The 14,049-nt window shown below is 75.1% G+C and carries 15 protein-coding genes and 1 pseudogene; 13 read left to right on the plus strand and 3 right to left on the minus strand.

All coding sequences use genetic code 11. The features are described 5' to 3' along the window. Positions 1 to 85: 85 nt before the first annotated feature. From QRT03_RS08360 to ffh, 5 genes are all read left to right on the plus strand, one after another. A complete protein-coding gene (locus QRT03_RS08360) occupies positions 86 to 2,590 on the plus strand; it encodes a [protein-PII] uridylyltransferase (RefSeq protein WP_286052194.1) in 2,505 nt (834 codons plus the stop codon). Between the two features lie 179 nt (positions 2,591 to 2,769). Next, positions 2,770 to 3,102, plus strand: coding sequence for a type II toxin-antitoxin system prevent-host-death family antitoxin (locus QRT03_RS08365; protein WP_286052195.1), 333 nt, complete (start codon positions 2,770 to 2,772; stop codon positions 3,100 to 3,102). Further along, positions 3,099 to 3,257 carry a hypothetical protein gene (locus QRT03_RS08370; protein WP_286052196.1) on the plus strand — a complete coding sequence of 53 codons (159 nt, stop codon included), beginning with the start codon at positions 3,099 to 3,101 and terminating at the stop codon, positions 3,255 to 3,257. Before QRT03_RS08365 ends, QRT03_RS08370 begins: the two co-directional genes overlap by 4 nt. A 48-nt stretch (positions 3,258 to 3,305) precedes the next feature. Beyond that, positions 3,306 to 4,517, plus strand: coding sequence for a macrolide family glycosyltransferase (locus QRT03_RS08375; RefSeq protein WP_425604804.1), 1,212 nt, complete (start codon positions 3,306 to 3,308; stop codon positions 4,515 to 4,517). Between the two features lie 100 nt (positions 4,518 to 4,617). Next, positions 4,618 to 6,213, plus strand: coding sequence for a signal recognition particle protein (ffh, locus tag QRT03_RS08380; protein ID WP_286052198.1), 1,596 nt, complete (start codon positions 4,618 to 4,620; stop codon positions 6,211 to 6,213). 4 nt (positions 6,214 to 6,217) lie between these two features. Here ffh and QRT03_RS08385 read toward each other — a convergent pair whose 3' ends face one another. Further along, a complete protein-coding gene (locus QRT03_RS08385) occupies positions 6,218 to 6,595 on the minus strand; it encodes an MmcQ/YjbR family DNA-binding protein (RefSeq protein WP_286052199.1) in 378 nt (125 codons plus the stop codon). Beyond that, positions 6,592 to 6,975 (minus strand): Uma2 family endonuclease, encoded by a 384-nt coding sequence (locus QRT03_RS08390; RefSeq protein ID WP_286052200.1) that lies wholly within the window; start codon positions 6,973 to 6,975, stop codon positions 6,592 to 6,594. Before QRT03_RS08390 ends, QRT03_RS08385 begins: the two co-directional genes overlap by 4 nt. A 58-nt stretch (positions 6,976 to 7,033) precedes the next feature. Between QRT03_RS08390 and QRT03_RS08395 the strand changes: the two genes are divergently transcribed. The 5 genes and pseudogenes from QRT03_RS08395 to rimM all read left to right on the plus strand — a co-directional run bounded on the left by QRT03_RS08395 (position 7,034) and on the right by rimM (position 10,136). Continuing rightward, positions 7,034 to 8,107 carry an amidohydrolase family protein gene (locus tag QRT03_RS08395; RefSeq protein WP_286052201.1) on the plus strand — a complete coding sequence of 358 codons (1,074 nt, stop codon included), beginning with the start codon at positions 7,034 to 7,036 and terminating at the stop codon, positions 8,105 to 8,107. Then, complete coding sequence (locus QRT03_RS08400; RefSeq protein ID WP_286052202.1) at positions 8,107 to 8,814, plus strand: 5-oxoprolinase subunit PxpA; 708 nt, start codon at positions 8,107 to 8,109, stop codon at positions 8,812 to 8,814. Before QRT03_RS08395 ends, QRT03_RS08400 begins: the two co-directional genes overlap by 1 nt. Before the next feature lie 189 nt (positions 8,815 to 9,003). Next, a pseudogene (gene rpsP / locus QRT03_RS08405) lies at positions 9,004 to 9,348 on the plus strand (30S ribosomal protein S16); the annotation flags it as partial. Between the two features lie 22 nt (positions 9,349 to 9,370). Then, positions 9,371 to 9,610: an RNA-binding protein gene (locus QRT03_RS08410; RefSeq protein WP_286052203.1), complete on the plus strand. Its 240-nt coding sequence runs from the start codon at positions 9,371 to 9,373 to the stop codon at positions 9,608 to 9,610. 1 nt (position 9,611) lies between these two features. Then, positions 9,612 to 10,136: a ribosome maturation factor RimM gene (gene rimM, locus QRT03_RS08415; RefSeq protein WP_286052204.1), complete on the plus strand. Its 525-nt coding sequence runs from the start codon at positions 9,612 to 9,614 to the stop codon at positions 10,134 to 10,136. Positions 10,137 to 10,168: 32 nt separating this feature from the next. Here the strand turns inward: rimM and QRT03_RS08420 are convergent, their stop codons facing one another. Continuing rightward, positions 10,169 to 10,879, minus strand: coding sequence for an MgtC/SapB family protein (locus QRT03_RS08420; protein ID WP_286052206.1), 711 nt, complete (start codon positions 10,877 to 10,879; stop codon positions 10,169 to 10,171). 43 nt (positions 10,880 to 10,922) lie between these two features. Here QRT03_RS08420 and trmD point away from each other — a divergent pair, with 43 nt between their 5' ends. From trmD to lepB, 3 genes are all read left to right on the plus strand, one after another. After that, positions 10,923 to 11,687, plus strand: a complete 765-nt coding sequence (gene trmD / locus QRT03_RS08425; protein ID WP_286052207.1) for a tRNA (guanosine(37)-N1)-methyltransferase TrmD — start codon at positions 10,923 to 10,925, stop codon at positions 11,685 to 11,687. Between the two features lie 189 nt (positions 11,688 to 11,876). Then, entirely contained in the window at positions 11,877 to 12,236 is a 360-nt protein-coding gene (rplS, locus tag QRT03_RS08430; protein WP_018334825.1) for a 50S ribosomal protein L19, read from the plus strand. A 29-nt stretch (positions 12,237 to 12,265) separates the two neighbouring features. Then, on the plus strand, positions 12,266 to 14,047 hold the full coding sequence (lepB, locus tag QRT03_RS32150) for a signal peptidase I (protein ID WP_425604805.1): 1,782 nt from the start codon (positions 12,266 to 12,268) through the stop codon (positions 14,045 to 14,047). Positions 14,048 to 14,049: the final 2 nt, after the last annotated feature.

A 14,049-nucleotide genomic window follows, 5' to 3' on the forward strand; every position in this document is an offset into this window, starting at 1 on the left:
GGCCGGGCCCGGTGTCGCCGCGTCGACGATCCGGGTGGCAGACGGCCACCGGACGACCGTTCACCGTGGGGTGGAGAGGACGGGCATGGTCGCAGTCGGGTCGGGCCGGACCGGGGACGGCGCCGAGGGCGCGGACCCGTCCCTCCGGGTCTCCGGGGAGTCCGACGAGGGCGCGGCGGTCGACCTGGTCCGCGCCCGGACCGCGCTGCTCTCGCCGCCGCCGGGCGCCCGCCGACTCGGACCGGCCGCCCTGCGCGAGGCGCTCGTCGAACTGCACGACTTCTGGCTCGCCTCCCGCGCCGCCGCGATCGGCATCGGGAACGGCACCGCGCTCGTGGCCGTCGGGGCGCTCGGGCGCCGCGAACTCGCCCCGTGGTCCGACCTCGACCTGGTCCTGGTCCACGACGGCACCGGCCGCGGCCGCGGTCAGACCCCCGCCGAGGTCGCCCGCCTCGCGGACGCCCTCTGGTACCCGCTCTGGGACGCCGGGATCGGGCTGGACCACTCCGTGCGGACCGTCGGCGAGGCCGTCGGCGTCGCGACCGAGGACCTGCGGGTCGCGCTCGGGCTGCTCGAGGTCCGGCTGATCGCCGGCGACGCCGAGCTCGCCGAACGGCTGTCGTCCTCGGCCCGCCAGGCCTGGCGGGCCGGCATCCGCGGTCGCTTCGACGAGCTCGTCGACACCACCCGGGCCCGGTGGCAGCGCTCCGGCGAGGTCGCCCACCGCGTCGAGCCCGACCTGAAGAACGGCCGTGGCGGGCTGCGTGACATCCAGCTCCTGGACGCCCTCGCCGCCGCCCAGCTGGTCGACCGTCCCGCGGTCGACGTCCGTGCGGCCCGCAGTCTCATGCTCGACCTGCGCACCGAGCTCCACCGTCGGGCCGGCCGGGCCCGCGACGTCCTCCAGGCCGAGGACGCCCACGAGCTCGCCGGGGTCCCCGACCTCGGCGTCACCGACCGCTACGACCTCGCCCGCTCGCTCTCCGGAGCCGCACGCACCGTCGTCTACGCGACCGACGTCGCGCTCCGCTCGGCGTGGGCGGCCCTCCCACGCCGCGGGCTCGCGGCCCTGCGGCGGACCCCTGCTCGCCGCCCGCTCGACGAGGGCGTCGTCGAGCAGGCCGGCGAGGTCGTGCTCGCCCGCGAGGCCCAGGTCAGCCGCGACCCGGCCCTGGTCCTGCGCCTGGCCGCCACCGCCGCCCGGACCGGCCTGCCGATCGCCGCGGGCACCCTGCGCCGCCTCGCCGACGCCGCGCCCGAGCTGCGCGAGCCCTGGCCCCGGACCGCCCGCGAGGAGCTGCTCGCCCTGCTCGGCGCCGGCGACGGCATGGTCGACGTCATCGAGGCGCTGGACCGCACCGGCCTGTGGGGACGGCTGTTCCCGGAGTGGGGCGCGGTCCGGGACCTCCCGCCGCGCGACCGCCAGCACGTCTGGACCGTCGACCGCCACCTCGTCGAAGTCACCCGCCGGGCCTCCGAGCTGACCACCCGCGTCTCGCGCCCGGACCTGCTGCTGATCGGCGCCCTGGTCCACGACATCGGCAAGGGCCGCGACGAGGACCACTCGGTGGTCGGGGCGGAGCTCGCTCGCCACCTCGGGCGCCGGCTGGGCCTCTGGCCCGCCGACGTCGAGCTCCTCGCGGCGATGGTCCGCCACCACCTGCTCCTGCCGCACACCGCACAGCGCCGCGACCCCGAGGACCCGGCCACCGTCCAGCGCGTGGTCGACACGCTCGACGGCGACCCCGTGCTGCTCGAGCTGCTCCACGCGCTGGCCGAGGCCGACGCGCTCGGCACCGGCCCCGGGGTCTGGACGTCCTGGCGCGCGACCCTGCTCGGCGACCTGGTCCGCCGCTGCCGCCAGGTGATGGCCGGCGGCGGGATGCCGGGGCCCGAGCCGCTGTCCGACGACCGCCTCGCGCTCGCCCGGTCGGTCGCCGCGAGCGGGCGGCCGGAGGTGTCGGTGGACGCGTCCGAGGAGCTCACGACCGTCACGATGACGGTGGCCGCACCCGACCGGCCGGGCCTGCTCAGCCGCGCGGCCGGCGTGCTGGCCCTGCACTCGCTGCAGGTCCACGCGGCGGTCCTGGTCGAGCACGACGGCGTGGCGGTCGACAGCTTCACCGTCTCGCCGCGGTTCGGCCGGTTGCCCGAGGCGTCGCTGCTGCGCGAGGACCTCGTGCGCGTCCTCAACGGCTCGCTCGACCTGCCCGGGCGCCTCGCGGCCAAGGAGCGCGACTACTCGCCGAGGTCCGGACCCGTCGGGGCCGCCGCCACGCGCGTGCTGTGGTTCGACGACGAGGCGACCGGGGCGGTCGTGCTCGAGCTCCGCACCGCGGACCGGATCGGCCTGCTGCACCGGGTCGCCGCGGCGCTCGAGGCCCAGGCGGTCGACGTGCGGTGGGCCCGGGTGTCGACGCTCGGCTCGTCCGTGATCGACGCGTTCTGCCTGGAGGCCTCGCCGGAGGGCGAGGAGGGCGAGCACGACAGCCCGGGCACCGGACAGGTCGTCCCGCTCGACCCGACCCGTCGTCGGGCCATCGAGGCAGTGGTCCTCGCGGCGACCGCCCCGGAGCCGTCCCCGGCCTGACGGCGCGTGCGCCGGACCGTGTTGTCGCGGGGAGCCGCGGTCGCTTGGTCGCCCTGTCGCGGGGATTCACAGCGACAAGTGGTGGGCGGGGGCGCGGGAGACCGCGACAAGGTGACGACCAGGGTCGAGACCTGGACTGCGGGCCCCCGTGCGTGTACACGTCGGTGTACGCTGGCGGTATGGAGCGAGCCGAGGTCCTGAGCGTGCGGGAGTTCCGGGCCGGCCTGGCGGAGGCCATCCGGGCCGCGCGCGAGGAGGGGCCGGTCTTCGTCGGCTCGCATCGTCGGGCGGAGGCGGTGCTGATGTCGATCGAGCAGTACGACGAGCTGCGGGGGGTCCCGCGCCGGCCGCAGGTCCCGCGATGGCTGGCGGTGGAGGAGGCGGTCGCCTCGGTGCGGGCGGAGGGCCTGGAGCCGAGCGAGGAGGGCATGCGGGTCCTGGAGGCGTTCGCCGCGGACGACATCTCCGAGGAGGAAGCCATCGCCGCACTCGTCCGCCGCCACCGTCGGTGAGTCACGACCCCTACGGCGACCCCACGAGCGGATTCCTGCGCAATCGTCCTGGCTTCACTGACGTCGACGAGCTCTCGCAGGTGGAGGCCGAGGTCACGACGCTGCGCCTGGCGCAGCTGCGCACGATGCTGGACGGCCTGCTCCACGTCGGCTGACCCGCGAGTGCGACGTCATGCAGCTCCGGCCGCCCCGGACCCTGCGCCATGTCGCACTCGACGGGGCCGGCGAAAACCGGTCGAACCGGGCGGCCCGGGCTGGCACGGTCGCTCGCCGTGCACATCGTCATGGTCGGGGCCGGCGCGCACGGCCACATCAACCCGAACCTGCCCGTCATCGCCGAACTCGTCGCACGCGGCCATCGCGTGCGGTACGCGGTGTCGGGGCCGTTTGCCGAGCTCGTCGCGTCCTCCGGGGCGACCCCCCTGCTGCACACGTCCGTGCTGCCCGACGAGACCCGCGACGAGGCCTGGCCGGAGGACCCCGTCGTCGGGATGCAGCTCTTCCTCGACGAGGGGCGGCACGTGACCCCGCAGCTGGAGGCCGCTCTCGAGAACGACCGGCCGGACGTGTTCCTGGCCGACATCGGCGGCTACGCCGCGCGGGTGCTGGGCCGGCGCTGGGGCGTGCCGTGCGTGCAGCTCTCGCCCGCGATGGTGGCGTGGGAGGGCTTCGAGCACGCCACCGGCATGGCCGGCCTCCTCGAGACCCCGGAGGGCGCGGCGTTCCGCGCGGACTTCGCGGACTGGCTCGCCGCGGAGGGCGTCGACCTCGCCCCGGAGACCTTCATGGGGATCCCGGACTCCTCGATCGTGCTGATCCCACGCCAGCTCCAACCGCACGCGGACAAGGTCGACCCGGACCGCTACACGTTCGTCGGACCGTGTCTGGACGCCCGCGAGCACCAGGGCGACTGGGACGACGACGTCGACGTGCTGGTGTCGCTCGGGTCGGCCTACACCGCCGATCCGGCCTTCTGGCGCACCGTCGCCGAGGCGTTCGCGGGCCGGCGGACCGTGCTCGCGATCGGCCGGCGCATCGACCCGGCGGACCTGGGGGAGCTGCCCGACGGCGTGACCGCGCACGCGTGGATCCCGCAGCTGGCGGTGTTGCGGCGCACGTCGCTGTTCGTCACGCACGCCGGCATGGGCGGCTGCTCGGAGGGCCTCGCGACGGCCACGCCGATGATCGCGATCCCGCAGGCGGTCGACCAGTTCGGGAACGCGGAGATGCTGGAGGCCGCCGGGATCGGGGTCACGGTCGACCGGGCGGCGGTGACGGTGGAGGCGCTGCGCGGGGCCGCCGCGACGCTCGACACCGACGCCGTCCGCACGCGGAGCCGGGCTGCGGCGGACGAGCTGGCCGCAGCCGGCGGGGCGCGGCGCGCGGCCGACCTCGTCGAGCAGGTCCGTTCCTGAGCGTCGGTCGGCTCCCGGTTAGGCTGGAGGTTCGTCGGGGGCCGTCCGAGCACGTCCGTCGGGCCGGTCCGACCAGCCAGACCCCGGGAGTACGCCCGCCGTGTTCGACAGCCTCTCCGATCGCCTGACAACGGTCCTGCAGGACCTCCGCGGCAAGGGCCGGCTCTCCGAGACCGACATCGACACCACGTGCCGCGAGATCCGCATCGCGCTGCTCGAGGCCGATGTCGCGCTCCCGGTGGTCCGCGGCTTCGTCAAGCAGGTCAAGGAGCGCGCCAAGGGCGCGGAGGTCTCCGAGGCGCTCAACCCGGCCCAGCAGGTCGTCAAGATCGTCAACGAGGAGCTCGTCGGCATCCTCGGCGGCGAGACGCGACGCCTGCGCCTGGCGAAGAACCCGCCGACGGTCATCATGCTCGCCGGCCTGCAGGGGTCCGGGAAGACGACCCTCGCGGGCAAGCTCGCCCGCTGGCTCAAGGGGCAGGGCCACACCCCGCTGCTCGCGGCCTGCGACCTGCAGCGTCCGAACGCGGTGAACCAGCTGCAGATCGTCGGTGGGCGCGCCGGCGTCGAGGTCTTCGCCCCGGAGCCCGGCAACGGCGTCGGCGACCCGGTCGACGTGGCCCGCCGCGCCGTCGCCGACGCGAAGGCCCGCCAGTACGACGTCCTCGTCGTCGACACCGCCGGCCGGCTCGGCGTCGACGAGGAGCTGATGCGTCAGGCCGCGGACATCCGCGACGCGGTCACGCCCGACGAGACCCTCTTCGTGCTCGACGCGATGGTCGGCCAGGACGCCGTGAACACCGCCGAGGCCTTCCGCGACGGGGTCGGGTTCTCCGGGGTGGTCCTGACGAAGCTCGACGGCGACGCCCGCGGTGGTGCCGCGCTGTCGGTCCGCGAGGTCACCGGCCAGCCGATCCTCTTCGCCTCCAACGGCGAGGGGCTCGACGAGTTCGACGTCTTCCACCCCGACCGGATGGCCTCGCGCATCCTCGGCATGGGCGACGTCCTCTCGCTCATCGAGCAGGCGGAGTCGGCGTTCGAGGCGGGGCAGGCCGAGAAGGCCGCCCAGAAGATGTCCGAGGGCGAGTTCACCCTCGAGGACTTCCTGGAGCAGATGCAGGCCGTCCGCAAGATGGGCCCGATCGCCAACATCCTCGGCATGCTGCCGGGCGCGGCGAACATGAAGGAGCAGCTCGGACAGGTCGACGAGAAGCAGCTCGACCGCATCCAGGCGATCATCCGCGGCATGACCCCCGCGGAGCGGGCCGACCCGAAGATGATCAACGGGTCGCGCCGGCTGCGGATCGCGAACGGCTCCGGGGTGGGCGTCACCGACGTCAACCAGCTGGTCGACCGCTTCTTCGACGCCAAGAAGATGATGACGAAGATGGCGGGCCAGTTCGGGCTGCCCGGCTCGGCGGGTCGGGGTGCCACCCGCAAGGCGCGCCGCGGCGGCGGAGGCAAGCCCCAGCGCGGTCCGAAGCAGATGCCGGCGATCGCGGGCATCGCGGCCGAGAGCGGCGGCCAGCGGGCGGTCGGCTCCTACGAGACCCCGGGGCTCAACCAGCTCCCGCCCGGTCTCGCCGGGATGAGCGACCTGCCGGCCGACTTCGACCCCTCGGCCCTCACCTTCCCGGGCACCAAGTCCGGCGGGGGCGGCGGGCCGAAGGGCAACAAGAAGAAGCGCCGCAAGTAGGGCGTCAGGCCCCGTCCTGCTCGGCCAGCCACCGTTCCCGACGCCGGGTGGAGGCGCGGGCGAGCCACGCGTCCTGGACGATCTCGGTGAGCTCGTCCAGCCCGACCTCGCCGAGGCGACTGCCCCGCAGCAGCACGCTGGGGTGCCCGTCGAAGCGGGGCGTGGTGAAGAACGGTTCCGTGGCCAGCAGCGCGAGCTTGTCCTCCTCCGAGGGCACCCAGAACATGATCACGTCGTCGAACCGGGCGTCCGGCTGCGGTGTGCGGAAGAAGACGAACGACTTCCCGCCGACCTGGTAGATCGTGTTGCCCTTCGGGCCGGTCAGCGCGGTCACGTGCGGCATCGCGCGAGCGAGCCGGTGGACGTCGTCGGGGGTGCTCATCGCGACGTCACGTCGACCGTCAACCGGAACGGGGCGTGCGCGATGACGTGCGCGGAGGCCGCGACCTGCTGGTGGACGCCGTCGCGGAGCGCGAACACCCGGATCGTCGGCGGCTCCGCGGTGACGCGCCAGACGTGCGGGACGCCGTGCCGGCCGTAGACCGCGGGGGAGCTCGCGCGGTCGTCGGCGGTCGGTTCGACCTCGACGGCGAGGAGGACGTCGCCCGGTGCGTAGGACTCCCGGGCTGCCCGGGCGACCAGCACGTCGGGCGTGCGGACGAAGCCGCCCGGGAAGTGGACCGGCACCGCCCGCGCGACGGCGAGGTCGGGCGGCGCCTGCGCCTCGAGCGCCGTCGCGATCACCCCGGCCACCGGATGCACCGCGCGACGGTAGCGCGCATCCCGGTGTTCGAGGGTGGCGTCTCCTAGGCTCGCGCGCGTGCCCCTCCACCTCCACGGACCGGTCCTCGACGGCAGCGGCGACGACGAGCCGCGCGACCTGTACGTCACCGCGGACGGCCTGGTCAGCACCGAGCCGGTCGCGGACGCCGACCGCGTCGACGGCTGGATCCTGCCCGGACTGGTCGACGCGCACTGCCACGTCGGGATCGGCCCGGACGGCCCGGTGGAGCTCGAGGAGGCGCGGACCCAGGGCCACACCGACGCGGCCTCCGGCGCGCTGCTCCTGCGCGACTGCGGGGCGCCGATCGACACCCGGCCGCTCGACGACGACCCGGCGATGCCCGAGATCGTCCGCGCCGGCCGTCACCTCGCCCGGCCGAAGCGCTACATCCGCGGGCTGCCGATCGACGCCGACGAGCCCGAGGACCTGCCCCGCCTGGTCGCCGAGCAGGCCGCGCGGAACCCGTGGGTGAAGCTCGTCGGGGACTGGATCGACCGGGACGCGGGCGACCTGACGCCGCTGTGGCCCGACGACGTGCTGCGCGCGGCGATGGACGCCGCGCACGCGCACGGCGCCCGGGTCACCGCCCACGTCTTCGGTGAGCACGCCCTGCCCGGCCTCATCGGTGCGGGCATCGACTGCATCGAGCACGGCACCGGGCTGACCGACGACACCATCGCGCTGATGGTCGAGCACGGCACCGCGCTCGTGCCGACGCTGATCAACGTGGAGAACTTCCCGTCGTTCGCCGACGCGGCGGGCGAGAAGTTCCCGGCCTACGGAGCCCACATGCGGGAGCTGTACGCGCGGTCGCGGCAGACGGTCGCGGCGGCGATCGACGCGGGCATCCCGGTCTACGCGGGGACCGACGCCGGCGGCGGCATCCGGCACGGGCGCATCGTCGACGAGATCGCGGCCCTCGGCGAGGTGGGGCTGGGGACGGAGCGGGCGCTGGCCGCCGCGTCGAGTGCCGCCCGGGCGTGGCTGGGGCGACCGGGCCTCGAGGCCGGGGCACCCGCCGACGTCGTCGTCGTGCCGGAGGACCCGCGCACCGACACGAGCGCGCTGCGCCGGCCCGTCGCGGTGCTGCGCCGGGGGAGGGCCCTCTAGTGCTGGACCTCAACGCCGACCTGGCCGAGGGCTTCGGCCAGTGGCCGCTCACCGACGACGACGCGCTGCTGGAGGTCGTGACCTCGGCGAACGTCGCCTGCGGGTTCCACGCGGGCGACGCACCGACGATGCGGCGGGTGTGCGCGCGGGCGACCGAGCGCGGGGTGCGGATCGGCGCGCAGGTCTCGTACCGGGACCTCGCCGGCTTCGGGCGACGGTTCCTCGACGTCGACCCGGAGACCCTGACGGCGGAGATCCTCTACCAGATCGGTGCGCTGCGGGCGTTCGGGACCGTCGAGTACGTGAAGCCGCACGGCGCGCTCTACAACACCGTCGTCCACCACGAGACGCAGGCGCGGGCGGTCGTCGACGCCGCCCGGGCGGCCGGCGACCTGCCGGTCATGGCGCTGCCGGGCGGGAAGCTGCTCGAGTTCGCGGCCGACGCCGGGCTGGCGACCATCGCGGAGGCCTTCGCCGACCGCGGCTACACCCCCGAGGGCACCCTGGTCCCGCGGTCCGAGCCCGGCGCGCTGCTGCCGGACACCGACGCCGTCGTCGAGCGGGCGCTCCGCCTCGCCCGCGACGGCGTGATCGTCGCCGTCGACGGGACCGAGCTCGACGTCCGGGCGGACTCGCTGTGTCTGCACGGGGACACCCCGGAGGCGGTGGAGAACGCCCGGGCGGTGCGCGCGGCGCTGGACGCCTGAGGTCTCCCGAGGCCGCCGAGCCCACCGACCCGCCGTCATGAAGGGGTCTGGCACAATCGGGGAGTTGCGTCACGGCCACCCTCTCCCTGGGCCGTGACCGTCGGACCTCCGGCGCACGCGCGGCACCCCACGCCGCGCGGGGACGTCGAGCACTCGAGCAGTACCGCGAACGAGGAGTACACCGGACCCGTGGCCGTCAAGATCAAGCTCGCCCGCATGGGCAAGATCCGCGAGCCCCACTACCGCGTGGTCATCGCCGACGCCCGTAACCGTCGTGACGGGCGTGTCATCGAGACGATCGGCGAGTACCACCCGAAGGACAACCCGAGCACGATCAAGATCGACTCGGAGCGCGCGCAGTACTGGCTGGGTGTCGGCGCGCAGCCGACCGAGCCGGTGCACACGCTGCTGAAGGTGACCGGCGACTGGCAGAAGTTCAAGGGGCTCCCGCACACCGAGAGCCGCCTGAAGACGCGGCCGGAGAAGGTCGACAAGCAGGCCCGCTTCAACGAGGAGCTGGCCAAGGTCAGCAACAACGCGGCCGAGTGAGTGCCCGGTGAGTGATCTCGCCGAGGCTCTCGAGCACCTGGTGCGGGGCATCGTCACGCACCCCGACGAGGTCTCGGTCGACCTCGTCACCAACCGCCGCGGCCGCACTCTCGAGGTGCGCGTACACCCCGACGACCTGGGCAAGGTCATCGGCCGTGGCGGCCGTACGGCCACCTCTCTGCGCACCGTCATCAGCGGGGTCGGCGGACGCGGCGTCCGCGTCGACGTCGTCGACACCGACCGCTGACGTGAGCCCGGGGCCCGACCCGTCCGACCTGCGCGTGGTCGGACGGGTCGTCAAGGTGCACGGCCTGCGCGGCGAGCTCGTCGTCGAGCCCTCCACCGACGAGGTCGAGGCGCGGTTCGCAGCCGGGTCGGTCCTGCGTCTTCCCGACGGCGGGTCGCTCACGATCCGGGCCGCGCGCTGGCACTCCGGACGGCTGCTGGTGGCGGCCGAGGAGGTCGGCGACCGGGACGCCGCCGAGGCGCTGCGGCGGGCCACGCTGTCCGCCCCGCCGTCCGAGGCCGCCCCGGACGACCCCGACGAGTTCCACGACCACCAGCTCGAGGGCCTGCGCGTCGAGCTGGCGGACGGCACCGTCGTCGGGACCGTGACCGCCGTCGACCACGGCGCCGGGGGCGACCTGCTCGTGGTCGACCGTCCTGGGTCCGAGCTGCTGGTCCCCTTCGTCCGCGCGATCGTCCCGACGGTGGACGTCGCCGGCGGCCGGGTCGTCCTCGACCCGCCGGAGGGCCTGCTCGACCCGGAGTGATCCTCGGGCCTCGCCCTCCGCGATCCGCCGGATCAGTCCGCGGGTTCCTCCTCCTCGGGGAGCCGGACGCCGCGGACCCCGGGGATCTCCGCGAGCTCGCTGGTCAGCGGGTGCAGCGGGATGCGCCCGAGGAGGGAGAGGGTCACCGCGGCGGTCCCGTCGTCCGTGCCCTCGCGATCCACCGTCATGCCCGCGACCGCGAAGCCGCGCTCCGTGGCGCTGGTCAGGACCTGGCGCAGGACGCCCTGCTTGTCGGCGTAGATGACGTGCACGGGGCGGGGCGCGGACGACGAGCGGGCCAGGACCCGGGCCAGCGGCCGGAACCCCCGGGTGACGAGGTAGTGGGCGGCCACGCCCGCGAGGCCGAGCAGGGGGAGGCCGGCGCCGCACGCCATCCCGACGGCCGCCACGCCCCACACCGTCGCCGCCGTGGTCAGCCCGCGCACCGCGTCGCGGCGCACGAAGATCAGGCCGCCGCCGATGAACCCGATGCCGGAGACGATCTGTGCCGCCACGCGCGAGGGGTCCAGGGAGATGTGCTCCAGGCCGAGCAGGTCGTCGAACCCGTACTTCGAGACGAGCATGAAGGCCGCGGAGCCGACGCCGACCAGGGCGTGCGTGCGCAGGCCGGCGCTCTTGGCGGCCAGCTCCCGCTCGATCCCGACGGCCGTGGAGAGCACGAGCGCGATCGCCAGGGGCACCACCACCCCGAGCTGCCCGGCCAGACCCGTCGTCCAGAACACCGCCGTCCACCCCCTCGCGCACCGACCGGCAGGATCGGCGTCCGTGCGCATCGACGTCGTCACGATCTTCCCGGACTATCTCGCGCCGCTCGACGACGCGATCGTGGGGCGGGCCCGGCGCGCGGGGCTGATCGACCTGCGCGTGCACGACCTGCGGGCCTGGGCCACCGGGGTGCACCAGGCCGTGGACGACTCCCCGTACGGCGGCGGGCCGGGGATGGTCATGACGCCGACGGTGTGGGGGGAGGCGCTCGACGCGGTGCGGGCCGAGGTCCCCGACGAGCCCGGGGTGCTGCTGGTCCCGACGCCCGCCGGGGCCCCGCTGACCCAGCGTCGGGTCGCCGACTGGGCGGGTCGGGCCCGCCTCACGATCGCCTGCGGCCGCTACGAGGGCATCGACGGGCGGGTGGCGGTGGACGCGGCGCGTCACGGCCCCGTCGAGGAGTTCTCGCTCGGCGACTACGTGCTGGCGGGGGGCGAGGTCGCTGCGCTGGTGGCCGTGGAGGCGGTGTCGCGGCTCGTCCCCGGGGTGCTGGGCAACCCGGCGTCGGCCGAGCTCGACTCGTTCTCCGACGGGCTGCTCGAGGCGCCCGCCTACACGCGGCCGGAGTCGTGGCGGGACCTGGACGTGCCGGCCGTGCTGCGCTCGGGGGACCACGGGGCGGTCGCGCGGTGGCGGCGGGACCGTTCGCTGGAGCGCACCGCCGCGGTGCGGCCGGACCTGCTGGACCGCCTGGGCGCGGACGCCTTCGACCGCCGCGACCGCGAGGTGCTGGCGGCCGCCGGGTACGAGGTCCCCGGGACGTAGGCCCGGCTCCCGGTCGTCGGGGGAGCATCTGGCAGACTGGGGGAGTTGCCACGGGCCGCGGGCCGCTCCCCGGAGCGGTCCCCCGTGACAGGGACGACACCCATCCGGTCGCCCCGGGCCGCCCGCCGTTCTCCGTGACGGTGGCGCGCGTGCCCGGAGCCGGCCCGAGACAGGCGAGGACGACCTACCATGAACGCCCTGGACGAGCTCGACGCGCGCTCGCTGCGCTCCGACATCCCGGACTTCCGCCCGGGTGACACCGTCAAGGTGCACGTCAAGGTCATCGAGGGTTCACGCTCTCGTGTACAGGTCTTCCAGGGCGTCGTGATCCGGCGGCACGGTGGTGGTCTCCGCGAGACGTTCACCGTCCGTAAGGTTTCCTTCGGCGTCGGGGTCGAGCGCACCTTCCCGGTGCACACCCCGAACATCGACCACATCGAGGTCGTCACCCGCGGTGACGTCCGCCGCGCGAAGCTCTACTACCTCCGGGAGCTGCGCGGGAAGGCCGCCAAGATCCGCGAGAAGCGCGAGACGACGTCGGCGTCCTGAGCCGGGCCGCCGTCTCCTAACCTGACGTCGTGCCTCCTTCCGACGAGCCCGGTCGCCGCTACCGCGCACCCCGCCACGGCGGGGTCGATCCGCGGTGGGGCGGTCCGTCCGAGGCCGACCCCGGGGACGATCCGTACGGCGAGGTGACCGGCGAGCGGGTCCGCTCCGGCGGGCGGCACGGCGCCGGGTCGGACCGGGACGGCGACGGCCGCCACTCGGGTCCCTCGGAGGGTCGGCGTCCGACCGCCGAGTGGCCACCGCCGACCGCCCTGCCGTCGGGTCCCTCGCGGGACCACCAGCCGGGTCCGTACGGGCAGGCGCCGGCCTCGCCGCCCTACGGGCAGAGCCGGCCGCCCCACCCGCCGTCGCCGCCGTACGGGCAGTACCCGCCGTCGTACGGGCAGGCGTCGTCGTGGCGCCAGGCCCCGCCGTCGCCGCCCGGCGGGCAGGCCCGGCCGAACGGCCACGGTCCCGCCGACGGTCACGCTGCGGGTAACGGCCACGCCCCGGGCAACGGCCACGCCCCGTCCACCGGATACGGCCCGGGCCACGGGCAGGCCCCCGCGAACGGGTACGGCCCCACCGACGCCCACCCGCGTCCCGCCGGACCGGGCACGGACGGGCACGGCACCCCGTCGTCGGGCACCGGTCAGGGCCGGCCGACGCCGACCGCGGTGCAGCCGCCGGTCCCGGCCGACGAGCCCTCCGCCGCCGCGCCGCTGCTCGCCGGCGGCATCCCGCCGCCCGGGCGGACCGGGGACACCCCCACCACGGACGCCTCCGACGACGGAGCGGCCGTCACCGAGACCACCGGGCTCGGACCCAACACCGGCAAGCACCGGCGCGGGGGCGTGACGGCCGCGTCGGGTCCCGGCCGGGACGAGGACGCGGCGGACCGGTCGGGTCCGGGCCGTCGGTCGCGCGGCAAGGACGGCGACGAGAAGGGCTCGGGGAAGAAGAAGCGCAAGGGCTCCTTCTGGCGCGAGCTGCCGCTGCTCGTCGTGGTCGCGATCGTGCTGACGTTCGTGATCCAGACCTTCATCGCCCGGATCTACGTGATCCCGTCGGCGTCGATGGAGCAGACGCTGCACGGGTGCACCGGCTGCGCGAACGACCGCGTGGCCGTCGACAAGGTGAGCTACCGGTTCACCGACCCGGCGCCCGGCGACGTCGTCGTGTTCCGCGGACCGCCCGCGTGGCTGGACAACGACGAGGTCGGCGAGACCGAGCCGTCGGGGAACCCGATCGTCCGCGGGTTCCAGTCGGCACTCTCGCTCGTCGGGCTCGCGGCGCCGAACGAGAAGGACTTCGTCAAGCGCGTGATCGCCGTCGGCGGCCAGACCGTGGCGTGCTGCGATCCGCAGAACCGCGTCCTGGTCGACGGGAAGCCGCTGACCGAGCCGTACCTGTACTACCAGGACGGGCTCGGCTCCCAGCAGGCCACGTTCGACCCGGTGCAGGTGCCGCAGGGCCAGCTCTGGGTGATGGGGGACAACCGCAACAACTCCGCGGACGCCCGGTTCCACGGCCCCGTGCCGGAGAGCGACATCATCGGCAAGGCCCGCGTCGTGGTGCTGCCGATCACCCGCTGGCGCACGGTGCCCGCGATCGACCCGCAGACGACGACCACGGCCCTCGGTCCGTCGACCGGCCTGCCCGAGGGCGGGGCCGCCGTGGCCGGCGCGCTGCTGGCCGTGCCGCTGGCCCGCAGCGGGCGACGGCTGCGCCGGGCCGCTGCCGGGACCACGACGGCGGCTCCGCCGCGACCGGACCCGGATCACCGTCCGCGGAACGGGGCGACACCGCAGTGACG

Origin of the sequence: Actinomycetospora termitidis (assembly GCF_030286555.1) — a bacterium.
GTDB lineage: Bacteria > Actinomycetota > Actinomycetes > Mycobacteriales > Pseudonocardiaceae > Actinomycetospora > Actinomycetospora termitidis.